Consider the following 24,380-nt stretch of genomic DNA (forward strand, 5'->3'; position numbering starts at 1 on the left):
CACGGACGTACAGGGGGAGTGATGGTCAAGGCCGTCAAGGCCGTCGTGCTCGACGTCGGCGAGACGCTGATCGACGAGACGCGCATCTGGTCGCGCTGGGCCGACCGGCTGGGGGTCAGCAGGTTCGTGCTCATGGGCGCGCTCGGCGGCATGGCGGCGCTCGACCGTTCCCACCGTGAGGCGTTCGAGCTCGTCCGGCCCGGTCTCGACGTGCAGGCGGAGATCGCCGCCTGGGAGCGCGACGACCCGGCCGGGCTGCGCAACCACTTCGACGCCGACGACCTCTACCCCGATGTCCGGGAGGCCCTGGCGGCGCTGCGCGCGGCCGGGTTCCAGGTGATCATCGCCGGCAACCAGCCCCGCCGGGCCTTCGACGCCCTGGTGGCGATGGACCTGCCGGTCGATTCGGTGCACACCTCCGAGGGCTGGGGGTTGTCCAAGCCCGCCCCCGAGTTCTTCGCCAAGGTGGCCTCGGTGGCCGGTCGTGAGCCCGGCGAGATCCTCTACGTCGGCGACCGGCTCGACAACGACGTGCTGCCCGCCGCCCGTGCGGGCATGCGCACGGCGTTGCTGCGCCGCGGCCCGTGGGGCTTCCTGCACGCCGAGCGCCCGCAGGCGAAGGCCGCCGACATGATCGTCGACGACCTGCACGCGCTGCTGCCCGCCCTGCGCCGCCTCACCTGAGGCCCGCGAGGGCCGTGCGGCTCACCTGAGGCCCGCGCAGACTGTGCGGGCCGATGAACCGCGCGCGGGCTGTGCGGGTCAGGTGAGGTCCTCGTCGGGGTCGATGCGCAGGGCGCGCTCCTCGGCCGACAGGTCCTCCCGGTCCGCGTCCCAGTCCACGCCGATGGCCTCGTCCTCGGTGTCGGGGTGGGCGCCCTCGTCGGGCTCGGTCAGGCGGTGCTCCTCGCGCGGGGCGCGGCGCGGGCGGTCGGGCAACTCCTGGCGCAGCCGTTCGTCGAGCGTGGCCTCGTGCTGGGGGTCGTCCTCTTTGACCTCGTGGTGCAGGCCGAGGTCGTCGGTCCACTCCCTGACCTCGATGTCCTGCTCGTCGGCCATGCCGAATCGGTCCGGAGGTAGTTCGCTCATACTGCGCCCTCTACCCACCGTACGGACCGGAATCCTACGACTTGGCCCGGCTTAGGGCCTCCGGTAGCTCATCCTTGTCCATCTAGTGGCCGATCGCGGCGCCGACCAGGGAGCGGGGGTCGGCGGCGCCGGCCAGTATGCCGTCGGGGCGCACGTCGATGAGGTGGGCGTGGCCGAAGGAGCCGCCGTACGGCAGCGTGCGCACCGGGTGGCCGAGCGCGGTCAGGCCGTCGGCCCAGGTCGTGCCCTCCTCCAGGTCGAGCACGGCGTCGTCGGGGGCGTCCCAGGTGTCGAAGCCGTTGCCGTTGCCGCTGCCCAGCCGCCAGCGCGGCGCGGCGAGCGCCTGGCCGGGTTCCTCGCCGTGACGCAGCAGGCGGGTGATGACCTGGGCCAGGATCTGCGGCTGGGCGTCGCCGCCCATCGTGCCCACGACCGTGCGCAGCCCGCCGCCGGGACGGGTGATCAGCGCGGGGGCCAGGGTGTGCGGCGGCCGGCGGCCGGGGCCGTACTCGGCCGGGTGACCGGGACGCAGCGAGAAACCGATGCCACGGTTGTGGAGGTTGATCCCGGTACGCGGCTCGAAGAGCATGCCGCCGAACCCGGACGCGTTCGACTGGATCAGCGACACCCCCATGCCGTCGCCGTCGACCGCGCACAGGTACGTCGTGTCACCGTCGGCGGACGGGGCCCGCAGGCGGCTGCGCCTGACCGGGTCGACCAGGGCCCGGCGGCGGGCGATCTCGCCGGGGTCGAGCAGGTCTTTGGCGTCTTCGTGCAGCAGGTCGAGCCGGTCGTGCCCGGCGGCCCTGGCGGCCTCGGCCAGCAGGTGGGCCCAGGCCGGATGGCGGGGCGAGCCGGGCAGGTCGAGCCCGTCGAGGACGGCCAGGGACATCAGCAGCAGGTAACCCTGGGAGTTGGGCGGCATCGACCAGACGTCGTGGCCGAAGGCGCGCACCCGCAGCGGCTCGACCCAGTCGGCGCCGGGGGCGGCCAGGTCGGCGGCGGTGTACTCGCCCGCGCCGAGCTCGATCAGGCCCTGCCCGAACTCGCCGAGGTAGAAGCCGTCGCGGCCGCCGTCGGCCACCGCCTGGAGCGCGCGGGCCACGCCGGGGCGGGTGACGCGGTCGCCGGCCTGGCGGACGGGGGCGAAGTCGCCGCCGCCCGGCCGCGCGGCCGCCGTACGGGCGCCGGGGACCAGCAGCGGGGAGGCGGGGAAGCCGTCGCGGGCCAGCGCGATCGCGGGCCGCAGCAGCTCGGCCATGGGCAGCCGGCCGTGCCTGGCGTGCAGGGCGAGCCACCCGTCGACGCAGCCGGGCACCGGCACGGACCGGACGTCGTGCAGGTGCGGCATGCGGGTGTGCCCCTCGGCGCGCAGCCGGGCGGGGTCGGCGCCGGACCCGGCGCGGCCGGAGGCGTTGAGCGCGGTGACTGTGCCGGCGACTGTGCCGGCGACTGTGCCGGTGGCCGTGCCGTCGTGGACGAGCGCGAACAGGTCTCCGCCGAGCCCGCACATGTGCGGCGCGACCACGGCGAGCACGGCGTTGGCCGCGATCGCCGCGTCGGCCGCCGAACCGCCGCGGTCCAGCGCGCCCACCCCGGCGGCCGAGGCCAGGTGGTCGACGCTGCAGACCATGCCGTTCGGGGCGTATCTGGTGTTGTGCACGTGAAGAGACTAAGCCCGTTCCGGGGCCAGCCGGTTCTCCAGGCGGTTCTCCAGGAGCGGACGGAAGGCCGCCTGCCGGACGGTCCGGCCGGACAGGCGGGCCAGCGCGAGCGCTGCGAGCAGCGTCGCGGCCACGCACGACACGCCGCCGATGCCCAGCGACAGGCGCGGCCCGAACGCGTCGCTCAGCCAGCCGAGCAGCGGCCCGCCGATCGCGCCCGCGCCCGCGCTCACCATGCCCAGCGCGGCGATGACCCGCCCGCGCATCTCGTCGGGGCTGTCGAGCTGCGCCCGCGCCGAGACCGTGGTGTCGATGATCACCGCGCCCGCCGCGATCGGCAGCATCATCGCGGCGAACGTCCCCAGCGCGGGCATCAGGCCGCTCAGCGCCTGCGCGACCCCGGTCAGGAACGCGGTGATCAGCAGCAGCCGGATCGTCAGGTGCGGGCGGGCGGCGGCCAGGAAGCCGCCCACGACCGTGCCGGCGGCGAACACGCTGGACAGCAGGCCGTACCCGGCGGCGCCGGCCGCCAGCGGGCCCGCGCTCATGGCGGCCATGGTGACCTGGTAGTTGCGGCCGAGGCTGCCCAGCACGAGCGAGAGCGCCAGCACCACCAGCAGCCAGGGGGTGCGCAGCACGTACCGCAGGCCGGCCGCGACCGCGCCGGGCTGCCGCTCGGAGCCGGCGAGCCGGTGGAACTCCGCGCGCCGCATGAGCGCGACGGCCGCGATCACGACGAAGAAGGTGGCCGCGTTGAGCAGGAAGAGCCCGCCGTTGCCGGTCAACGGCAGCAGCACGCCGGCCAGGCTCATGCCGAGGATGCGTCCTGAGGAGTTCAGGATCGAGCCGAGCGCCATGGCGTTGGGCAGGTCGGCCGGTGGCACCACCTCGGCCCCGAACCGTCCGAGCGCGGGCCCGCCGAGCGCGGAGACCACGCCGCCCGCCAGCGCCACCGCATAGATCGGCACGACGGAGTCGGCGCCGGAGAAGGCGATCAGCGCCAGGACGGCGGCCAGCGCGGCCTGCGCGAGCTGCGCGGCGACGACGACGGGCCGGGTCGGCAGCCGGTCGGCCAGCGCGCCGCCCCACATGCCCAGCAGCAGCGTCGGCAGCGCCTGCATCACCAGGCTCAGCCCCACGCTGGTGGCCGACCCCGTCATGGTGAGGATGAGCCAGTTCACCCCCAAAACCTGCATCCAGGTGCCGGTGACGGAGACGATGTCGGCTCCCGCCCAGAGCCGGTAGTTGTGGTGGCGCAGGGCGCGGAAGGTGGAGGAGCGCGGTGGCAAGACTGGTCCTAGCCTCGGTACGGGGAAACGCGGGAGTCAACGCACGCCACGATCGCGACGATTCCGATTTGCCCGAAATGTGAGATAAGACACGGTTAAAACAGGTTTAGCGGGAAAAATTAGACCAGTTCGAGGGGGCGGTCCCGGTCCACCAGGGCCGCGTAGTGGCCGCCGAGCGCCATCAGCTCGTCGTGGGTGCCGCGCTCGACGACCTTGCCGTGGTCGAGCACGACGATCTGGTCCGCGTCGCGGACCGTCGACAGGCGGTGGGCGATCGTGATCGTCGTACGCCCCCGCGCCAGCGTGTCCAGGGCTTCCTGGACGGCTCGCTCGGTCTGGGTGTCGAGGGCGCTGGTGGCCTCGTCCAGGATCAGCACCGGCGGGTTGCGCAGCAGCGTGCGGGCGATGGCCAGGCGCTGCTTCTCGCCGCCGGAGAACCGGTAGCCGCGCTCGCCCACCATCGTGTCGTAGCCGTCGGGCAGCGAGGCGATGTGGTCGTGGATGCGCGCGGCCCGCGCCGCCGCCTCCAGCTCCTCGTCGGTGGCCGCCGGACGGGCGAAGCGCAGGTTGTCCGCGATCGAGGCGTGGAACAGGTACGTCTCCTGCGAGACCACCCCGACGACCTCGCTCAGCGTCTCGAACGTCAGGTCGCGCACGTCCACGCCGTCGATGGTGACCCGGCCGCCGGTCACGTCGTACAGGCGGGGGAGCAGGTAGCTGAGGGTGGTCTTGCCCGAGCCGGTCTCGCCCACGACGGCCAGCGTCGTGCCCGCGGGGACGGTGACGTCGACGGCGTGCAGGGTGCGCTCGTCCTCGTAGGCGAAGTCGACCCGCTCGAAGCGGACCTCGCCGCGTACCCGGTCGAGGGTGCGGGTGCCGGGGTGGATGTCCACCGACAGGTCGAGGTACTCGAAGATGCGGCCGAACAGCGCCAGCGAGCTCTGCACCTCGACGCCCAGCCGCAGCAGCGACACCGTCGGCCGGAACAGGCTCGACTGCAGCGTGGTGAAGGCGACCAGGGTGCCGACGGAGATGATGCCGGTGTAGCCCACGGCCCAGTAGATCAGGGCGGGCATCGCGGCCATGATGATCTGGATCGACGACTGCCGCCAGCGTCCGGCCATGCTCGTCCGTACGCCGAGCTCGGCCAGCTCGTCGGAGGCGCGGCCGAACCGGTCGGTCAGCTCGGCGGAGCGGCCCATCGTCCGGCCCAGCAGGACGCCGCTGATCGACAGCGACTCCTGGACCATCGAGGAGATCACGGCGAGCTTGCGCTGCCGTTCGTTGGTGATGCGCTTGCGCTCGGCGCCGACCTTCCTGCTGATCCACACGAACACCGGCAGCAGCAGCAGCGAGATCACCGTCAGCCGCCAGTCGAGGGCGAGCATGGCCACGATCGTGGCGATGACGGTGGTGAGGTTGGAGATGATCGAGGTCGCGGTCGAGGTGACCACCGACTGCATGCCGCCGATGTCGTTGGCGATGCGCGACTGCACCTCGCCTGTCTTGGTGCGGGTGAAGAACGCCAGCGACATGCGCTGGAGGTGGGAGTAGACCGAGATGCGCAGGTCGTGCATCACCCGCTGGCCCACGGTGGTGGAGATGAGCGTCTGCAGCACGTCGAACACGCTCGTGGTGACCGCGACCGCGATCATGCCGAGGGCCAGCAGCGTGAGCAGCAGCGCGTCGCGGGACGGGATCGCCACGTCCAGCACCTCGCGCAGCAGGAACGGCGAGGCCAGCCCGACCAGGGACGACAGCAGGATGAACGCGCCCACCAGGATCAGCCGGCCGCGATAAGGGGTGAAGAGTCCGATGATGCGCCGCAGCGGCGCGCGTGGTTCGTCGGCCAATATGGGGCCTCCTTTCGGATGTCCACTCAAACAGAGGTTAACTCATAATTGTTCCGGCTAAAATCCTCGGTATGGGAGAGAAGGAGCTCGCGGAGCTCTTGCACCTGGTCAGCAGGCGTCTGCGGCACGGCTACGTGCATCGGCTGGTGCCGCTCGGGCTCAACCCGGGGCAGGCGCGGGCGTTGCGCGCGCTCAGCGAGGCCGGCCGGCCGCTGCGGATGGTGCAACTGGCCGACGAGCTGCGGATCGTGCCGCGCTCGCTGACGCCCGTCGTGGACGCGCTGGAGGAGGCCGGGCTGGTGCGCAGGGAGGTCGATCCGGCCAACCGCCGCTCGACGCTCGTCGTGATCACCGACGCGGGCCGGGCCATGGCCGAACGGGCCAGGGACGCGCGCAGGGAGGCCGGCGAGGGCCTGTTCGCGGTGCTGTCCCAGGAGCAGCGCGACCAGCTCAGGGATCTGCTCGGCGCGGTGGACGGCCAGTTCCGATGACCGCGCCGCCGACGACCGTGCCGTGGAAGGGCGGCCGGTTCAGGTGAGCGCGCCGCCGACGACCGTGGCCAGGCAGGGTGGGCGGGCCATCAGGGCCGAGTACGGGTAGCGTCCCCGGGCGTCGAAGACGGCGAAGTCGGCCCGGCTGCCCGGCCCGAGGGAGCCGATCCGGCCCGGCCCGGCGTCCAGTCCCAGTGCCCGCGCACCGCCCAGCGTCGCGGCCTCGACCAGGCGGCGGTCCAGCCCCCGCACCCGCAGTCCGAGCTCCCGGGCCCGCCGCCGGACACCGGCCGCGAGCCCGAGCAGGTCGCCCGGCCCGAGCAGGTCGCCGGGACCGAGCAGGTCGCCGGGACCGGACGGGTCGCTGGGACGGGCGCCGGCCGGGTCGAGGCTGCCCGGGTCGAGGCTGCCCGGGTCGAGGTGGCCCGGAGCGTGGTGGCCCAGGGCGTGGCTGCCCAGGGCGACGCCGTTGCCCTCCTCCAGCAGGGCCAGCACGTCGGCGGCGTGCTCCTGCCCCGGCGGACAGATCGCGACCACGCTCCGGCGCAGGCGCAGCAGCTTGCGCTCGCCGGGGTCGAGCGGCCGGGCGCAGGCCACGTGGCAGTGGGGGCCGAGCGCGCCGGCCTCGTCCAGGGCCATGGGCGAGTGCCGGTCCAGCCCGGCCAGCAGCCGCAGGCCGAACGTCCTGGCCAGCACGGCGACGTCCTCCAGCACGTGCGGGTCGCGGGTCCGGGCCGCGATGCCGACCGGGCACGGCCGGTCCACCTCGCGCAGCGCCGTGATCAGCGCGTCCCGGTCGTGCTCCTCCCACTCCTGCTCGCCGGCGCTGGACGCCTCGACGTACGAGATGCCGGGAACGCCGGCGAGATCGGCGGGGTCGGACACCACGGCGGCCCGCGTGGTGACGCCGGGGCCCGGGGGCGTCGGCGCGCAGCAGGCGTCCACCAGCCCGGCCACGATCATGCCCGGCCAGCGGACCTCCTCCGCGACGCGGAAGCGGGACAGCAGCTCGTCCCGCGAGCCCACCTGGAGCACCCGCCCGCCCCTGATCACCACCGTCCCGTCGCGCACGGGCTCGGCGCAGACCGGCAGCACCAGCGGAGCGGAATGGGCCACGACGCGCGAGGGCACACGCCTCCCCGGAAACGGCCCCAACGCCGCCCCCCGAACCGGTCCCGAAGCCCGCCCCGAAGCCCGCCCCGAATCCGGGCCCGGCATCCGCCCCGAATCCGGGCCCGGCATCCGCCCCGAATCCGGGCCCGGCACCCGTCCTGGAACCCGCGCAGCACGCTTCGCACCCGCCATCGGCGCTCCCGTCGGATTTGCCCTTTTGGCATTAAACGCGAGCGGCGGCGGCGAAGGCAATCAGTCGCCGCGGGCGTCCCGGGGCTGGTAGCGGCCGGACAGCCGGGCCAGTTTCAGGCCGAGGTGCAGGGCCAGCCGCTCGCCGCCGTCCTTGAGGTCCGTACGCGCCAGCTCCTCCACCCGCTGCAGCCGGTAGTACAGCGAGGTGCGGTGCAGCCGCAGCGCCCGGGACGTCGCCACCGCGCTGCCCGCCAGGTCCAGGTACGTCTCCAGCGTCTCCAGCAGCGGCAGGTACTGCTCGTCGGCCAGCAGCCCGTCGAGCCCGGGATGCACCTCCTGGTCCGCGAGCTGGGTGAGCATCCGGTAGACGCCGAGCCGGGCCCACTCGGCCGACCGTCCGAGCCCCGGCACCCGCGCGGTCACCTCCGCCGCGTGCCGGGCCTCCGCGTACGACCCGGCCGCCTGCGCCAGTTCGAGCCGGGTGCGCCCGACCCCCACCACCACGGGCACCGGCATGGCCGCGTGCAGCTCGTCGGGCGGGACCGGCGGCCCGGCGGTGAGCAGCACGGCGTGGTCGTAGCGCACCAGGTGCAGCGGGTGGTGGCCGCTCAGCCGCCGGCGCAGCGCCAGCAGCCCCTGTTCGAGCGCCAGGCGCAGCCCCTCGTCGGGCTCGGCCGAGCGGGGCCGGGCCACCAGCACGGTCACCGGCTGGCCCTGCGGGAACGCGCCCGCCTCGATGAGCTGCCTGGCCGCGTCCCGCTCGCCGCGCAGCAGCCCGGTGACCGCCTCCAGCTCCCGGTGGGAGGCCAGCCCGGTCGCCAGGCTCTCGTGGAACAGCGCCAGCGCCAGCCCGGGGACGGCCGCCACGGCCTCGGCCACCTTCTCCTCGGACATGGCCGGCTCGGCGTCGATGAACCACAGGAAGCCGAGCAGGCCGTCGGCGTGCCGCAGCGGGACGCACACGCGCGGCAGCAGGCCCAGGTGCGGCGCGCCGGCCGTGCGCAGCGGGGCCTGCGCCTCGTGCACGCCGGCCGCCCGCAGCCACTCGCGCACCTCGGGGGTGGTGTGCCGGCGCAGGATGGAGTCGCGGCGGATGTCGTCCATGGCGCCGTTCTGCTCGCTGTAGGCGATCACGCGCTGCACGCGGTCCTCCAGCAGGAGGGGACGCCCGAGGCGCACGGCGAGGTCGTCCACGATCCGCTGGAGATCCGCCACTGCTCCACCTAGGTCACGCTGGACATTTCGACAAATGTCGGAAGGGTTGCTACACGTCTTCCCTACAGCTGATCGGTGATCTCCGTCAATAACGTCTATACCGTCAATCCGTGAATGCCCCGAAGAAGCTGCTGAAGGGTTTGCTGGCGGCCATCGTGCTGTTCCCGGTGAGCCTGATGGCGACCCCTGCTTCCGCAGCACCCCCCACCGTCGATCCCGAGTACCCCTGGCGGCAGAACCACTGGCCGCAGACCCAGCCCTGGCAGCAGGACGAATCGGCCGACGCCCAGACGTTGCGCGCCCGTCCTCCCGGCGGCCTCACGCCTCTCGACCCGCAGAACTGGGAGAACCCCGACCACATGACGTGGGCGGACTACAAGAAGCCTCCGGGCACGAACTGGAACGACCCGGCCGTCAAGGGCTCCAAGCGCACCTTCAAGGGCGCGCTGGTGCTGCTCGACTACCCCAACCAGGCGTTCGTCGTCACCCAGCCCAAGGGCTCGACGATCTACGCCAACCCGAGCGCCGAGGCCCATGACGTCCCGCGCGACCAGGTGGCCAAGTTCTACCAGGACTTCCTCAACACCCCGAACGACCTCAACAAGGGTCACACCATCCACGAGTACTGGATGGAGGACTCCGGCGGCCGGTACGGCGTCGAGCTGACCGGGTTCGGCCCGTACACGATGCCGGGCAAGGACCACGAGTACGCGCTGGAGCCCGGCTTCAACGGCACCTCGGGCTGCCCGGCGGGCGACACCTGCAACAAGAACCTGCGCACCGACGGCCACAACGCCTGGATCAACGCCGTCGGCGAGGACGTCGCCAAGCAGTACGACTTCGTCTTCTACCTCAGCGCCGGCCAGGACGAGTCGTCCACCTGGCAGGAGTTCGGGATGATGAAGTTCCCGACCAAGGAGGACGTGCCCGACGAGTGGGGCCCGCCCGACCCGGCCCTGCCCAACTGGCTGAAGACGCGCTACGTCGAGTGGTCCTCCTGGCAGGCGGCCTCCAACTTCTGGCCCAACGCCAACATCGGCGTCGACTCCGTCCAGGCCGAGAGCTCGGGCATGGCCGTCTACGCCCACGAGTTCAGCCACATCCTCGGTGTGCTGGACAACTACAACAACCCGTACGGGGTGCCGCCGGTCCGGGCGTACACCGGCGTCTGGGAGATGCTCAGCCGCGGCAGCTTCAACGGCCCCGGCGGGCCGCACTCCCGCTGGCTGATCCCGCCCACGGCGGGCGCGTCCATGGGCGCCCAGCACATGCTGCGCAACAAGCTCAAGCTCGGCATGGTGGACGAGCAGAACGTCCTGCGCCTGTCGCGCGAGGCGCTCGACGAGTCCGGCCTGGTCACGGCCAAGATCCTGGCCCGCGCCGTGCGCCCGGGGCAGAACGACCTGTCGGGCGTCAACATCTCCTTCGACGCCCCCGGCGACAAGAGCACCTGCCCGGCGACCGACCCGCTGTGCGACCGCGGCGGCTACCAGAACTACACGGTCGAGGTCGTGGACCGGATGGGCTCCGACTCCTTCACCCCCGACTCCGGCGTGCTCCTGGCCAAGACCAAGAACGAGGACCGGGCGCCGTTCGAGTGGGTGATCGACGCCAACCCGCAGGACATCGGCATGACCGACTACGTGATGCCCGACGGGACCAAGGTGCCGATCACCGTCGGCGACTACCGCCAGCTCTCCGACGCCCTCTTCCACGCCGGGACCGACTCCGGCAGCGAATACGAGTACGTGGACCAGGCCAACCGCCTGCACTTCTACGTCACCGACCTCAAGCGCAACCGGAACGGCGAGCTGTCCTACACCGTCGCCATCCGGTCGCTGGACGGCGCGGGCCCGCAGAAGCGCGGCGTGCGGGTGCTGCCCGCGGCCGGCGTCCCCACCGGCAAGAACGTCTCCACCTGCACGTTCCCGGTGTTCAACACCGGCAAGGCGGCCCCCGCCCAGGGGCAGCACCCCGAGGACGTCAGCGCCTACCTCGACTCCGACGTCTACCGGGTCAAGGCCGAGGTGCAGGGCAAGGGCTGGACCGCCCAGGTGCCCAACGCCCTGGCCTCCGTCGCCTTCGGCAAGCAGGCGCCGGTGACGGTCAACGCGGTGCGCGCGCCCGGCGGCGACCGTCTGGCCCGCGTCAAGCTCACCGCCGTCTCGGAGAGCGACCCGACCAAGACCGCCACGGCCACCTGCCACGTGATCGGCCTGTAGCGGAACGATGGGGTACGGCTGGCGCTCGCCGTGCCCCATCGGCTTGAATCACCCCCGGAAGGGGGTGTTCGGTGCCGGGAAACTTACCGGACAAACCGCGACGTAAGCGGGTCACATGGGCAGCGCCCGTCTCGGCGGGGCTCGCGGCCGGCGCCGCCAGTGTGCTGGCCGCCTCGCTGGAGTGGGACATCCCGCCGATGGCCAAGATCGGCGTGACGCTCGCGGCCGCGCTGCTCGTCGGCGTGACCACGTGGGCCACCACCGAGGCCACGCCCCGGCGGCGCGCCGCGCCCGCGCCCGAGCCCGGCGGGCGGCCGCCCGACCAGTGGCCGCCCGTGCCGGAGCACTTCACCGGGCGCGCCGACTCCCTCGCCACCCTGCGCGAGGTCTTCGCCGCCCGCCGCAAGTCCTCCGACCTGTCCCCGCCCCTGGTCGTCTCCGTGTACGGCCGCGGCGGCGTCGGCAAGTCGGCGCTGATGACCAGGTTCGGGCAGGAGGTCGCCGACTGGTTCCCCGACGGCCGGCTGCACGCCGACCTGCGCGGCGGCGTCGACGCCCCGGTGCGCCCCGAGGAGGTGCTGATCGGCTTCCTGCGCGGCCTGGGCGTGCGCCTGGCCACCGACCCCGGCGGCCTCGACGAGCTGCGCACCCTCTGGCTGACCTGGACCAAGGGCCGCAAGATCCTCATCGGCCTGGACAACGCCCACGACGCCGCCCAGGTCAAACCGCTGATCCCGGCCGAGCCCGGCTGCGCGGTGCTGGTCACCTCGCGCTCCCCGCTGTTCCTGGACGGCACCCACGACACCCGGCTCGGCGTGCTCACCGAGGCGCAAGGCGTGGAGCTGCTGGCCCGGCTGGCCGGCGGCGCGCGGGTCGTGGACGACCTGGAGTCGGCCAAGGAGATCGTCCGGCTCTGCGACCACCTGCCGCTGGCGATCAACATCTGCGGCGGCCGGCTGGCCACCCGCGAGCAGTGGACCATGCGCGAGATGGCCGGGCGGCTGACCGACGAGCGCCGCCGTCTCGACCAGCTGGAGGTGGCCCAAGGCGTGGACAAGAGCGTGCGGGCCTCCGTGCAGCTCAGCTACGACGACTGCACCGGCATCCAGCGCCGCCTGCTGCGCCTGCTCAGCGCGCTGCCCGCGCCCGACGTGCCCGGCTGGGTGGCCGGCGAGCTGCTCGACATCTCCGGCCTCGACGGCGCCGACCAGCTCGAAGCGCTGATCGACGCCCAGCTCGCCGAGTGCTCCGGCACCGACCAGACCGGCGCGATGCGCTACCGCCTGCACGACCTGGTCCGGGTGTTCGCCGCCGAGCTGGCCGGCCAGGACGAGGAGGAACGCCGCAGGGCCGCCGTCGAGCGCGTCCTGCACGGTTACCGCCGCCGGGCCGAGGAGGCCGCCCAGAACCGCTGGCCGCAGGACTGGAGCAAGGGCGGCCGGCGCGCCGACGCCGAGGGCCAGCTCGGGGCGGGCGACTGGCTCAACGCCGAGCGGCTGTCCCTGCTCGCCATGATCAACCTGGCCGCGCAGCTCCGGCTCTGGGAGCTGACCTGGGGGCTGAGCAGGGCGTTCTGCTCGTTGTGCCACTCGCTGCGGGCCTACTGGGCCGACTGGGCGGACGTCGCCGACATCGGCTGCGAGGCGGGCCGGCGTACCGGTGACCGGCGCGCGCTGGCCATCGCGCTGCTGAACAGCGCGATCGTGCGCGGCGGCATGGGCCTGCGCGAGCGCGCTCTGCGCGAGGCCGAGCAGGCGCTGGAGATCTTCGGCGACCTCGGCGAGACCTGGTGGGCGGCCAGGGCCAGGCGCACGGTCGGCATGACCCTGATCAGCGGCGGGCACCTCGACCGCGCCCAGGACTACCTGATCGGGGCGATCACCGCGTTCAAGCACGAGGACGACCTGTGGTGGATGGCCCGCACCCAGCGCAACCTGGCCGAGATGCGCATGGCGGAACGCCGTCCCGAGGAGGCCCGCGACCTGCTCGAAGACGCCCTGGAGATCTTCCAGCGGGCGGGCAACCGCTACTCCGAGGCCCAGACCCTGCGCGTCTACGGCGAGGTGCTGGCCGCCCAGGCGCGCGGCGAGCGCCGGGCCGGCGACCACCGGGCCTCCGACGCCCTGTTCGTCAGGGCCGGGTTCAGCCTCGACCGGGCGGCCGAGATGTTCCGGCAGCGCGGCGAGCTGTGGGAGGAGGCCCGCTGCCTGCGCGCCGCGGGCGAGGTGGGCGATCCGGCGGGCGGGCTGCGCGAGCTGGAGTACGTCCGGCGGGCCGAGGAGATCCTGGTGGCGCTCGGCGACTCGTGGGGGGTGGCGCGCACCGCGGTGTCGGCCGGGCGCGCCCTGGCCCGGCTGGGCCGGATCGCGGAGTCCGAGCACGAGCTGCGCCGCGCCGTACGCGGGTTCCAGGAGCTGGAGGACCGCTGGTGGATGGCCAGGAGCCTGCGCTACCTCGGCGAGGCGCACCTCGACGCGGGCGGGCCGGACGCGGCGGTCGGGCCGCTGGAGCAGGCCAGGGAGATCTACCGCAGCCTGGGGAACGAGGCAGGCATGCGCCGCACCCTGGAGCTCCTGCGGCAGGCCCGGCCCTGACCGCCCGCGGGGGTCAGGAGTCGCGCGAGGGGTGCCGCTGCGGGCCGGTCGCGCCGCGATCGTGCCGGTCACGCGGGCCGGTCGTGCGGTGCGCTGCGCGGTCGTGCCCGCCGGTGCGGGGGCCGAGCGCGCCGGTGCCGTAGGCGTCGCTGAAGGGGCTTCTCAGCAGCTCGCCCGCCGCCTGCCTGGCCTGCAGCACGCTCTCCTCGAACAGCTTGCGGACGTGGGCCGCCTGGTCGGACAGCTCCCTGATGCGCTCGTGCGCCAGCTCGTCCCGTACGGTGTCGGCGAGCAGCTGCTGGTACTCGGGGGTCTTGGCGGCCAGCGCCTCCAGGCGTCTGTGCGCGTGGTACACCTTGTCGGCCTTGAGCACCTGCTTGGCGTACTTCTCCAGGTGGCGTACGCGGTGCGAGAGCGAGGTCCAGGCGGCGTCGAGGGCGCTGGTGTACGGCTTGAAGGCGTCCTCCATGCCCGGCGGCAGCTCGCGGGGGATGAGCCTGCCCTGCTCGGCGTGCATCGACGACAGCCGTCGCAGCCGGTGGGCGATCTGCCAGACCTCCTCGGGCAGCGACACCTGGTTCTCCGCCGAGTCGATCAGCCCGGCCTTGTGCACCTTGGAGTTGAGCACGGCCGTGGCCGCGTCCTGGGCGCGGCGCAGCAGCACCTGGCAGGGACGGTCGAGGTCCTCGGGGAGGACGTAGTGGTCGGCGTGGGCGGTGGCGAGTCGTAGTCGTCGTTTGACGATCCGGTGGGAGCTGTCCAACGCCATCCACCGGATCAGGGCGATCAGCCCCATGCCGAGCCCGGCCACGAAGACGACCTCGAGGCTGCTGGTCACGATCAGGACCATCACCAGCAGGGCCGGAAGCGCGAAGAGCAGGGCGGGGCTGAAACTGGGATCCATCCGCCTGCCGGAACGGGCCATATGAAGGATGTGCGGGCTCGACCGCAACTCGACCGAGACGTCCGGGGGCAGCGATGGATCGATCACCAGCCGGGGAGGCAGCGCGCGTGGATCCATACGTTCATGCTGCGTTATGAACAAGGAATCCGCTCATGATTGGCCGACATATAAGGTCGAAGTAATGGATGAGATGACAAGATGGATCGATCTGGAAGGCGCCGTCAACGTACGTGACCTGGGCGAACTTCCCACCCGTGACGGCGGGCTCACCCGCCGCGGCCGGATCTTCCGAGCCGACAACCTGCAGGGCCTCACCCCGGCGGACGTGTCGCTCCTGGTGGGCGAGCTGAACCTGCGCCACGTCGTGGACCTGCGCTCGACCGCCGAGGTCAACCTGGAGGGCCCCGGCCCGCTCACCCGGGTGCCGGAGGTGACCCACCACCATCTGACGCTGTTCGCCGAGGGCGGCAGGCACACCGACGTCGAGGCCGACTCCATCGACGGCGACCGCGTGCTGCCCTGGCAGGAACGGGACGTCGACGAGGAGCTGCGCGTGACCGGCTTCTACTTCGGCTACCTGCGCGACCGTCCTGACGCCGTCGTGGCGGCCCTGCGCGCCATGGCCCTCGACGACGGCGCCGCGCTGGTGCACTGCGCGGCGGGCAAGGACCGCACCGGCGTGCTGTCGGCGCTGGCGCTGGAGGTCGCCGGGGCCACCCGCGAGGCCATCGTGCGGGACTACGTGGCCACGGGCGAGCGCCTGGAGCTGATACTCAAGCGCCTGCGCGCCAGCGACACCTACCGGGACGACCTCGACTCCCGCCCGGCGGACGACCACCGGCCCCGGGCCCGCTACATCGAGCAGTTCCTCAAGGTGCTGGACGACCGCTTCGACGGCCCGATGGGCTGGCTGCGCGGCCACGGCTGGACCGACGCCGACGACGCGGCCCTGCGCGCCCGCCTGCGCGACTGATCAGCCAGCCCAGCTGTCACCCCAGGTGGACGACCATGCGCTGGGCGGCCGACAGGTGGGCGGCCTCGATGACGGCCAGCGTGTCGATCGAGCCGCGCGGGTCGACCGGCGGCGGCGCGCCCTCGCGCAGGGCGCGCTCCACCCCGCGGTAGAAGTCCAGGTACCCGCCCGGCTCGGTGGGAACGGGCCGGGCGTCGTCGTCGGTGCCGAGCAGGCCCCAGCGGCTCTCCTCGTCGGCGCCGAACCCGGGGGAGTCGGGGGTCAGGCCCGCCCGCAGGCGCTCCTCCTGCACGTCCATGCCGTGCTTGACGTACGCGCCAGTCGAGCCCAGCACCCGCAGCCGCGGCCCGAGCCGGGCCGCCACCGAGCTGGCCCACAGGTGGGAACGCACGCCGCCCGCGTGCCGCAGCGCGATGAACGTGTCGTCGTCGGAGGCCACGCCGGGCCGCCGCACGTCGCTCTCGCAGTAGACCTCGTGCGCCGGGCCGAACAGCTGCAACGCCTGGTCGACCAGGTGGCTGCCCAGGTCGTAGAGCAGGCCGCCGATCTCCTCCGCGCCGCCGGTCTCCCGCCAGCCGCCCTTGGGCACCGGCCGCCAGCGCTCGAACCTCGACTCGTAGCGCAGCACGTCGCCGAGCCGCCCCTCGGCGATCAGCCGCCGCACGGTGCGGAAGTCGCCGTCCCAGCGCCGGTTCTGGAACACCGTCAGCATGACGCCGGCCTGCTCGGCCAGCCGGACCAGCTCGCGGGCCTCCTCGGCGGTGCGGGCGACCGGTTTGTCCACGACGACGGGCAGGCCCTCGGCGAGCGCGGCGGCGGCCATGCTCACGTGCGTGCGGTTGGGGGAGGCGACCACCACGAGGTCGCTGTGCTCCCACAGCTCACGCACGTCCGGCACGCCGGCCGCGCCGTACCGGTGGGCCACCTCGGCCTGCCGCTCCGGATTGCGCGTGACGACCGCCGACAGCCGCAGGCCCGGAGTGGCATGGACGAGCGGGGCGTGGAAGTACGCGCCCGCGGTGCCGTATCCGATCAGGCCGACCCGGATCTCGCTCATCCGCCCAGGTTAGCCGGTACGGCCCGGGCCGCCCGTCACTCGTCGTCGCGTTCGGCCAGGAAACGTTCGAACTGGGCGGCCAGCTCGTCGCCCGTGGGCATCGGGGTCGTCTCGGCCATCAGGTTCTGCCGCTCCGTGCCGCCCGCGAACGCGTCGTACTGCTGCTCCAGCCCGCTGATGGCGGTCGACAGCTCCGAGGACGCCTGGATCTGCTCCTCGATCTCCGCCGTCGTACGGTGGGCCGCGTCGCGCAGCGCCTCCATCGGGAACACCAGGCCGGTGCCCCGCGTCACCGCCTCCAGCCCGGTCACCGCCGCCGTCGGGTACTCCGCCTGCGACAGGTAGTGCGGCACGTGCACCGCGTACCCGACCGCGTCGTGCCCCTGCGCGCCCAGCCGCAGCTCCAGCAGCGCGGCCGCGCTCCCCGGAACCTGGACCCGGCCGAAGGCGCTGGTCTGGGAGTTGATCAGCTCGGGCCGGCTGGCGTGCATGGTGATGCCCAGCGGACGCGTGTGCGGCACCGCCATCGGGATGCCGTGCAGCGTGACGATCTTGCTCACCTTCAGCCGGTCCAGCAGCTCTCCCACCGCGCGGGTGAACAGCTCCCATTCCCGGTCCGGCTCCGGGCCGCTCATCAACAGGAACGGCGTGCCCGTGGCGTCATGGGCGACATGGATGGCGAGCTCGGGGCTCTCACACTCGACCCAGCGGTCGGTGTCGAAGGTCATGATGGGCCGCCGGGACCGGTAGTCGAGCAACCGGTCCACGTCGAACGTCGCCACGACCCGGTGCTCCAGCTCGGCCAGCAGGTGGCCCAGCGCGAGGCGTCCGGCGCCGCCCGCGTCGACGAAACCGTCGAAGTGGTACAGCAACACCGGATCGGTCAGCTCGGGCGCGTCGTCTGCGAGCCTGTAGAGATCCTTCGGGTCGAACACGGTTGGACAGCCTTTCCCTAGGTACTCTTCCCCAGAACCTATGGCGAGTCGGATCGATTCCGCGCAAGGCACCCTATCGAGGCACAATCCGGCATCCGGTCGGAGGCGGGGGCCCGCCCTGGCCGGCGCGGCGGCTCCAGGATGTCGCCCGCCGACGCCGGAGGCTGGCGTTGCGGTCAATCTCGCCCTCATCAAAGGTGACATTTTGCTGATGGTGGCGGCCGATCATGGCCGCGCGGAGCCCGGTGAATGATCGTCGCGTCTGGATCCGGCTCCGGCCGCGCCTGCGACCGCGCGCACGGGCCGCTTCCCGGGGGCGGGTTCACGCAGGAGTCGGCCGTGGTCAGAGCGCTGCCGGAGACGGGAGCCGATCAGCGGGACGGCGTCCTGTCGGCATTGGGCCTGGCCTGAATGTTGGCAAATGCCCAGTTTATCCACCGGTTCCTTTGGAGGGATCCATAGTGTGAAAAAGGCATTAAAGGGCTCCAAGTTGTCGAGTGTGGCCTTTTGAACAGCCGATTGTCATGCTGAAGGGCGTGGCAACTTCTGCGCATTCCTTCAGTAGGCGACCGCTCCACATTCCTCCGCTCCCATGCCCGTTCCCCAACGAGATCAACGTGCATGCCGCGGAGGTCGACGTGGAGAGCCATGCGTGGCTGGCCGCCTCCAGCATGCTCAAGGACGCCGACACCATCGAGCACTTCCGGCGTTCCAAGATCGGCCTGCTCGCCGCCCGTACCAACCCCGAGGTCCCGCGCGACAGCCTCCGGCTGATCAACGACTGGTACAACTGGCTCTTCGCGTTCGACGACGCCTTCTGCGAGGGCGAGCTGATGGGGCACCGGGCCTCCGCGCTCGCCCGCGCCCTGCCGCCGCTCCTGGAGATCCTGGACGACCGCAGGAAGCCCGACGACGACGACCCCTTCGGGCTCGCTCTCAACGAGCTCCTCCACCGCATCGTCTCCACCTCCACCCCGGCGCAGGTGGACCGGTGGCGCATCACGGTCAAGGAGTACCTGTTCGCCCAGATCTGGGAGGCGGCCAACCGGGAGGCCGACCTGATCCCCACCCCGCAGGACTACATCCTCATGCGCCGCATCACCGGAGCCACCTACACCTGCTTCGCCCTCATCGACGCCGGCGGCGGCTACCGCCTCGAAGCCGAGGAGTGGCACCATCCCGACGTGCGGATGTTGTCGGACCTGGCCTGCGACCTCATCGGCTGGGACAACGACCTGCTCTCCTACGCCAAGGAGTGCGACAACGACAAGGCCCGGCACAACCTCGTCACCGTGCTGGCCACCCACCGGAACCTCACCCTCCAGGACGCCCTCCTGGAGGTCTCCGACATGCACAACCAGGCGCTCGCCGCCTTCCTCGACCGGCGTGCGGCGCTGGAGAAGTGGGCCCCGCCGCCCGTCCGCACGTACGTCCGCGGCCTTGAGCACTGGGTACGCGGTCACATCGAGTTCTCGCTCGGCAGCGCGCGCTACGTGCACGCGTGGCCGGAGGGGACCCGCTGGCCCCAGGCCGTGTGAGGCCCCGGGATCAGTCCTCGGCCGGGGCGTCCAGGTCGCCGAGCGCGAGCGTGGACGCCTCGTCGAGGTCGAGGCGGGCGCCGTTCTCGAAGGCGTTCTTGTAGGCCAGCTCGCCCATCATCGACTTGCAGTCCTCGACGCACGCGTCGTGGTCGTCGGTCAGGAACGGGGCGCCCATCTGCGGCAGGCCGGCCGTCCGCCAGTTCTGCTGCAACGCGCCCAGCAGCTTGGCCGCCGTCGGCGCCTGCTTGAGCGCGATGAGGATGCGCGCGGTCGTCTCCAGCACCAGCAGCGTGCCCAGCGTGTCGTGGAAGTGCCGCTTGATCCGCAGGCCCTCGCGGGCGTTGTGCAGCGCCTCGCCCGGCCTGCCGGTCGCGAGCCTCGTGCGCGACATCGCCCACTGGGCGTACGAGCTGACCCACAGCTCGCCGCGCTCCCGGCACACCTGAAGGCAGTCCTGGAGCAGCGACTCGGCCTCGAACAGCTCGCCCTGCGCCGACAACACCAGCGACAGCTCGACGATCGCGGGCAGCAGGCCCGGGTTGAGCTCCTTGTTGTCGGTGTTGAACTCGATCGCCACGCCCAGCAGCGCGCTGGCCTTCTGCAGGTCGCCCTGGAGCAGCGCGGCCGTGCCCTGCATCTTCGAGGCCAGGATCACCGCCCTGGAGTCGCCCACCCGGACGGCCTCCGTGCTGCACTGCTCGGCCGCCGCCAGCGCGCCCTCGCTGTCACCCTGCGCGCTGCGCACGTAGGACAGCACCCACAGGGCCTTGCAGCGCTCCTTGCTCGGCGAGGGGTTGGCCTCCAGCGCGCGTTCGAGGTAGAGCCGCCCCTCCCGGACGAAACCGCAGCACACCCACATGAACCACAACGACGCCAGCAGCGTGAGCGCCGAGCCGCTGCGCATGGACGAGGACAACGCGTGCTCCAGCGCGACCCGCACGTTGTCGTGCTCCTGACGCATGCGCACGAACCAGTAGATCTGCCGCGGACCCGACCACGCGTCTTCGCTGCGCTGGGCCAGGCTCAGGTAGTACTCCAGGTGGCGCTGCCGCATCTGCTGGGCCTGGCCGAGCTTGTCCAGCCACTCCTCGCCGTACTCGGCCAGCGTGTCGATCAGCTTGTAGCGGACGCCGGAGTGGTGGCTCCTGATCATCAGGATCGACTTCTCCACCAGCCCGGTGACCAGATCGGTGATGTCCTCCGAGGGCAGGCGCCCGTCGGAGCAGACGAACCTGGCCGCGTCGAGTTCGAAGTCGCCGGCGAACACCGACAGCCGCGCCCACAGCAGCCGCTCGGCGGGCTCGCACAGCTCGTGACTCCAGCCGATCGCCGCCCGCAGCGTCGCATGGCGCGGCAGCGCCGTACGGCTCGCGCCGGCCAGCAGGCTGAACCGGTCGGCCAGCAGCCCGAGGATCTGCTCCACCGACAGGGCGCGCAGCCGCACCGCCGCCAGCTCGATCGCCAGCGGGATGCCGTCGAGCCTGCGGCACAGCTCGGCCACCGCGCCGATGTTGTCCTCGTCGAGCTGGAAGTCGGGCACGACCGCCCCGGCCCGCAGCGCGAACAACTGCACCGACTCGTTGGTGAACAGGTTCTCCGTCGGGTCGTCGCCGGGCACCACCAGCGGCGGCACCGGCACCACCTGCTCGTACGGCAGATGCAGCGACTGCCTGCTCGTGGCCAGCACCTTCAGGTTGGGCGCGGCCTCCAGCAGCTCGTGGACCAGCTCGGCGCAGCCCTGCACGAGGTGTTCGCAGGTGTCGATGATGAGCAGCATGTCGCGTTCGCCGACCCACTCCGACAACGACTCCGACTCCGCCCGCGAGGACTGGTCGGCGATGCCGAGCGCCGAGGCGATCGTGTGCTTGACCATGCCCGCGTCCTGCAGCCGGGCCAGGTCGGCGAACCACACGCCGTCGGGGTACTGCGTGCGGACCTGGTGCGCCAGCCGCAGCACCGTGCGCGACTTGCCCACCCCGCCGATGCCGGTGACGGTCACCAGCCGGGACTCGGCGAGATGCCGCTTGAGGTTGGCGAGTAACCGGGTCCGCCCCACGAAGCTGGTGAGCTCCGCCGGTAGATTGCCTTCTCTCCGCCAGCCTGTAGGGGTGGCCATGCGCAGCCTCACGGGGGATCGGCGACACCTGCCCTGGCATCGTACCGCCGGGCGCGGGGGCTGTCCGTGCAGCCGGGAAGACGACCGGTGTGGGTTTGTACATCTCGGTAGCATGTTTTCCGTGGACGAATTTCTCCCGGAGCAGACTTCGGACGACACCGACCTCAGCTGGGGCGACTGGCGCGAAGCCGACGCCGACGCCTTCTACCTCGACAACAAGCCTCCGCACTGGGGCTGACCTGGCCGCCCGCGCCGCCCTGTGGCCGGGCGCCCGCTTTGCCGGCTCCCGGCCGTTCCCGAAACGGCCCGCCTGATTCCCCTTTCCGGCCCATCGCACTCAGGCCCGCCCTATCCCGGTACGTAACTTTGTATCCCGCCGAATCCCACTCGCCCCATTAGGGCATGTCTTTAAAGGATCGTCAGCCGGTCAATGACGGCGGCTTTCGTGAGGCGGACAGCGGGTTGCCGTACCGGGCGGCGATACCGCGATGACGTTCGAGCCGATCGATGCCATGAGCGCTCGTCGGCACGTCACACTCGACGGCTGAACGGGCGCGGCGGCCGGCCACGTCGAAGGACGGCGAGCGCCCTCCGTGACCTCCATGACCTTCGTGACGTCCATGACCTTCGCGGCCTTCGCGGCCGCCACGCGGCGATGCGGTCGCCCTCCCAGGCCCCCGCGGCTCCGGGCCGGGCCTGGTCCGGGGCGGGGCGCGCGAATGGCGTGCAGCACGTGAGGCAGGCGGGTCCAGCCGGTGCTGCTCCCCGCCGATCACCAGGAAGGCGGGCGGATGGCGTGCAGCTCCTGAGGCGGGCGGGTCCAGTCGGGGATGCTCCCCGCCGGTGACCACGAAGGCGCGCGGGGCCGTCAGTCGATGTCACCGGCCGCCTCTGCTTGTGCAGGCGAGTCGGCACAAGCCAGCTCCTTGAACCGGACCCGAGCAGCGCTCGGCTACCCGCCGACGCCACCCGCGCGGACCGTCTCGCTCACCCGGGCCGGTGAGGTGCGCCAGGGGGCGCCGTGGCCGGGGAGCACCCAGGACGCCGGCAGCCGGGCGATCCGGTCGAGGGAGACGAGTGCATGGGCCGGGTCGTCGGTGAAGGGGGCCGGTTGGGGGCCTTCGCGACCGGTGAGGACGTGCCGGGTGGTCAGGGCGTCCCCGACGAAGACGGCGTCGGCGAGCGGGACGTGCACCGCCACGCTCCCGGGCGAGTGCCCCGGCATGCCCACGATCACCGGGCTCCCGGGCAGGTCCAGGACGTCGCCGTCACCGATCTCGGTGACCTCGCGGACGTGGCAGGTGCGCAGCCCGTTCTCGCGGATGGAGTACCCGAGGAATCCGACCGCCGGCCCGAGCCGCACTGGCCCGACCGCGACCTTGGGCTTCTGCCCGGTACGGGCGCGGACGGCGTCGGCGGCGTGCACGAACACCGGCACCCCGTGCTCACTTCGCAGGCGTTCGGCGAAACCGAGGTGGTCGGAGTCGCCGTGGGTCAGGACGAGTCCCCGGATGTCGTCCACGGACTTGCCCAGGGAACGGAGTTCGCGCTGCAGATCCCGCCAGTGGCCGGGCAGCCCGGCGTCGATGAGCGTGATGCCCTCGCCTGTGTCGACGAGATGGCAGGCCACGACGTCGTTGCCGAGGCGGTGCAGATGGGGAGCGAGTTTCATGGGACCTCCGGCGCCGGGCGCCGATCGTGGAACGGGTGGATGTCTGCCGCACGCGCCTCGCCTCAGAGCATTCCGTGCGGAACCTGCGCCGCTTCCGGCACCGGCTGCACCACGTCCCAGTGCTCGACGATCTGCCCGCCGGCCAGCCGCCAGATGTCGACGACGGCGACGCCGCGCGGGTCGTCGTCCGTGGTCATGAGGTAGTGGATCACCACGTGATCGTCGTCGGCGATGACCCGCTTGAGGTCGAGCCGGGCACGCGCCACGGGAGCCTCGGCGATGTGGGCGATGAACGCGTCCCGCCCGGACGGATTGCCCGGGCTGTGCTCGACGAAGTCCTCGTGCAGGAGCGTGCGGAGCACGTCGATGTCCCCGGCCGCGAACCGGGCGAAGCCGTCGAGGACCAGGTGCCTGTTGCGGGTGGTCGTGCTGCTGTCGTTCATGGGGGACACCGTCGCAGCGCTCGCCCTGCGGTGTCGATTACATGGCATGTAATCGCGCAGGTCAGCGGGGTGCGACGATAATCGCCGGATGAACCAGGACCGGCCGATCGGCGAGTTGCTGCGCGAGTGGCGGCGTCGCAGGGGGCTCAGCCAGCTCGATCTGGCGCTGCAGGCGGACGTGTCCGCCAGGCACGTCAGCTTCGTCGAGACGGGACGGACCATCCCCAGCAGTGCGATGGTGCTGCGCCTGGCCGAGCATCTGGGGGTCCCGCTGCGGGAACGCAACCGCCTGCTGGTCGCGGCCGGTCACGCGCCCGTCGTCCGCGAACGGCCGCTGAAGGACCCGCACCTGGCCTCGGCGCGGAACGTCCTGGAGCAGATCCTGCGCGGGCACGAGCCGTATCCGGCGCTGGCGGTGGACCGGCGCTGGAACCTGCTGTTCGCCAACTCGGCGATCGACGTCTTCCTGGAAGGCGTCGACGCGGCGCTGCTCCGGCCGCCGGTCAACATGATGCGGCTCGGTCTGCACCCGGGCGGGTTCGCCTCGCGGCTGCTCAACCTCGGGCAGGTCCGCGGATTCCTGCTGCCCCGGCTCGCCCGTCAGGTGGCGCAGAGCGGTGACGCCGAACTGAGCGCGCTGTACGAGGAGGTGCTGTCCTACGGTCCCGCGGGCGATCCGCGGCCACCGGATCCGGCCGAGATCGCGCTGCCCGTCCGCATCCGCCACCGCGGCGCGGAGTTGTGTTTCATCAACACCATCACGACGTTCGGCGCGGCCTTCGACGTCACGCTTGAGGAGATCGCCGTCGAGGCGTACTTCCCCGCCGACGACGACACCGCCCGCTTCTTCAGGACGGCGGTCACAGAACCCTCCGCCTGACGCCGTCCGTGCCGGCGCCAAGACCTTCCGCGACGTCTCAGACTTTTTTCAAAATTCTTCGGGACGCGTGTCGATCCGCCCCCGTCCCGTTCGACGCGTCGATGAAAGGAAGGGGACGGGCACGGATCCGGCCCCCG

At 72.2% G+C, this 24,380-nt stretch carries 20 protein-coding genes; 8 read left to right on the top strand and 12 right to left on the bottom strand.

Annotated features, from left to right (window positions below):
• The first annotated feature begins 21 nt into the window (after window positions 1-21).
• Window positions 22-684 (top strand): HAD family hydrolase, encoded by a 663-nt coding sequence (locus ACIBK9_RS37215; RefSeq protein ID WP_397163418.1) that lies wholly within the window; start codon window positions 22-24, stop codon window positions 682-684.
• 78 nt (window positions 685-762) lie between these two features.
• Here ACIBK9_RS37215 and ACIBK9_RS37220 read toward each other — a convergent pair whose 3' ends face one another.
• The 4 genes from ACIBK9_RS37220 to ACIBK9_RS37235 form a co-directional block, all read right to left on the bottom strand.
• Complete coding sequence (locus tag ACIBK9_RS37220; RefSeq protein ID WP_352359025.1) at window positions 763-1,089, bottom strand: DUF5709 domain-containing protein; 327 nt, start codon at window positions 1,087-1,089, stop codon at window positions 763-765.
• Between the two features lie 82 nt (window positions 1,090-1,171).
• Window positions 1,172-2,752, bottom strand: a complete 1,581-nt coding sequence (locus ACIBK9_RS37225) for a gamma-glutamyltransferase family protein (protein WP_397163420.1) — start codon at window positions 2,750-2,752, stop codon at window positions 1,172-1,174.
• A gap of 9 nt (window positions 2,753-2,761) precedes the next feature.
• A complete protein-coding gene (locus tag ACIBK9_RS37230) occupies window positions 2,762-4,042 on the bottom strand; it encodes an MFS transporter (RefSeq protein WP_397163422.1) in 1,281 nt (426 codons plus the stop codon).
• 119 nt (window positions 4,043-4,161) lie between these two features.
• Window positions 4,162-5,895: an ABC transporter ATP-binding protein gene (locus tag ACIBK9_RS37235; RefSeq protein WP_387663828.1), complete on the bottom strand. Its 1,734-nt coding sequence runs from the start codon at window positions 5,893-5,895 to the stop codon at window positions 4,162-4,164.
• Window positions 5,896-5,966: 71 nt separating this feature from the next.
• Here ACIBK9_RS37235 and ACIBK9_RS37240 point away from each other — a divergent pair, with 71 nt between their 5' ends.
• Entirely contained in the window at window positions 5,967-6,386 is a 420-nt protein-coding gene (locus ACIBK9_RS37240; RefSeq protein ID WP_397163424.1) for a MarR family winged helix-turn-helix transcriptional regulator, read from the top strand.
• Between the two features lie 39 nt (window positions 6,387-6,425).
• Here ACIBK9_RS37240 and ACIBK9_RS37245 read toward each other — a convergent pair whose 3' ends face one another.
• Together ACIBK9_RS37245 and ACIBK9_RS37250 are read right to left on the bottom strand one after the other, a co-directional pair.
• Window positions 6,426-7,502: a hypothetical protein gene (locus ACIBK9_RS37245; RefSeq protein ID WP_397163426.1), complete on the bottom strand. Its 1,077-nt coding sequence runs from the start codon at window positions 7,500-7,502 to the stop codon at window positions 6,426-6,428.
• Window positions 7,503-7,751: 249 nt separating this feature from the next.
• Window positions 7,752-8,906, bottom strand: a complete 1,155-nt coding sequence (locus ACIBK9_RS37250) for a PucR family transcriptional regulator (protein WP_397163427.1) — start codon at window positions 8,904-8,906, stop codon at window positions 7,752-7,754.
• A 110-nt stretch (window positions 8,907-9,016) separates the two neighbouring features.
• On the opposite strand from ACIBK9_RS37250, the gene ACIBK9_RS37255 reads away from it, so the two are divergent.
• The gene (locus ACIBK9_RS37255) at window positions 9,017-11,128 is read left to right on the top strand and encodes a M6 family metalloprotease domain-containing protein (RefSeq protein WP_397163429.1); all 2,112 of its coding nucleotides are present in this window, start codon (window positions 9,017-9,019) and stop codon (window positions 11,126-11,128) included.
• Window positions 11,129-11,199: 71 nt separating this feature from the next.
• The gene (locus ACIBK9_RS37260) at window positions 11,200-13,722 is read left to right on the top strand and encodes an ATP-binding protein (RefSeq protein ID WP_397163430.1); all 2,523 of its coding nucleotides are present in this window, start codon (window positions 11,200-11,202) and stop codon (window positions 13,720-13,722) included.
• Window positions 13,723-13,735: 13 nt separating this feature from the next.
• On the opposite strand, the gene ACIBK9_RS37265 is transcribed toward ACIBK9_RS37260, so the two are convergent.
• Window positions 13,736-14,743 (bottom strand): hypothetical protein, encoded by a 1,008-nt coding sequence (locus ACIBK9_RS37265; RefSeq protein WP_387663840.1) that lies wholly within the window; start codon window positions 14,741-14,743, stop codon window positions 13,736-13,738.
• Window positions 14,744-14,816: 73 nt separating this feature from the next.
• Between ACIBK9_RS37265 and ACIBK9_RS37270 the strand changes: the two genes are divergently transcribed.
• Window positions 14,817-15,599: a tyrosine-protein phosphatase gene (locus ACIBK9_RS37270; protein ID WP_387663842.1), complete on the top strand. Its 783-nt coding sequence runs from the start codon at window positions 14,817-14,819 to the stop codon at window positions 15,597-15,599.
• Between the two features lie 16 nt (window positions 15,600-15,615).
• Here ACIBK9_RS37270 and ACIBK9_RS37275 read toward each other — a convergent pair whose 3' ends face one another.
• Complete coding sequence (locus tag ACIBK9_RS37275) at window positions 15,616-16,656, bottom strand: Gfo/Idh/MocA family oxidoreductase (protein ID WP_397163433.1); 1,041 nt, start codon at window positions 16,654-16,656, stop codon at window positions 15,616-15,618.
• Between the two features lie 35 nt (window positions 16,657-16,691).
• On the bottom strand, window positions 16,692-17,591 hold the full coding sequence (locus ACIBK9_RS37280) for a proteasome assembly chaperone family protein (protein WP_397163435.1): 900 nt from the start codon (window positions 17,589-17,591) through the stop codon (window positions 16,692-16,694).
• A gap of 249 nt (window positions 17,592-17,840) precedes the next feature.
• Here ACIBK9_RS37280 and ACIBK9_RS37285 point away from each other — a divergent pair, with 249 nt between their 5' ends.
• Both ACIBK9_RS37285 and ACIBK9_RS37290 read left to right on the top strand, forming a co-directional pair.
• Entirely contained in the window at window positions 17,841-18,002 is a 162-nt protein-coding gene (locus tag ACIBK9_RS37285) for a hypothetical protein (RefSeq protein ID WP_397163437.1), read from the top strand.
• A gap of 206 nt (window positions 18,003-18,208) precedes the next feature.
• Window positions 18,209-19,129 carry a hypothetical protein gene (locus tag ACIBK9_RS37290; protein ID WP_397163438.1) on the top strand — a complete coding sequence of 307 codons (921 nt, stop codon included), beginning with the start codon at window positions 18,209-18,211 and terminating at the stop codon, window positions 19,127-19,129.
• Window positions 19,130-19,139: 10 nt separating this feature from the next.
• Here ACIBK9_RS37290 and ACIBK9_RS37295 read toward each other — a convergent pair whose 3' ends face one another.
• The 3 genes from ACIBK9_RS37295 to ACIBK9_RS37305 form a co-directional block, all read right to left on the bottom strand.
• On the bottom strand, window positions 19,140-21,188 hold the full coding sequence (locus tag ACIBK9_RS37295; protein WP_358284520.1) for an ATPase: 2,049 nt from the start codon (window positions 21,186-21,188) through the stop codon (window positions 19,140-19,142).
• Between the two features lie 1,012 nt (window positions 21,189-22,200).
• Window positions 22,201-22,920: an MBL fold metallo-hydrolase gene (locus ACIBK9_RS37300; RefSeq protein ID WP_397163439.1), complete on the bottom strand. Its 720-nt coding sequence runs from the start codon at window positions 22,918-22,920 to the stop codon at window positions 22,201-22,203.
• A gap of 62 nt (window positions 22,921-22,982) precedes the next feature.
• A complete protein-coding gene (locus ACIBK9_RS37305; protein ID WP_397163441.1) occupies window positions 22,983-23,363 on the bottom strand; it encodes a nuclear transport factor 2 family protein in 381 nt (126 codons plus the stop codon).
• 88 nt (window positions 23,364-23,451) lie between these two features.
• Here ACIBK9_RS37305 and ACIBK9_RS37310 point away from each other — a divergent pair, with 88 nt between their 5' ends.
• On the top strand, window positions 23,452-24,243 hold the full coding sequence (locus ACIBK9_RS37310) for a helix-turn-helix domain-containing protein (RefSeq protein WP_397163442.1): 792 nt from the start codon (window positions 23,452-23,454) through the stop codon (window positions 24,241-24,243).
• The last annotated feature ends 137 nt before the right edge of the window (window positions 24,244-24,380 follow it).

Source organism: Nonomuraea sp. NPDC050227, from assembly GCF_044459705.1.
GTDB lineage: Bacteria > Actinomycetota > Actinomycetes > Streptosporangiales > Streptosporangiaceae > Nonomuraea.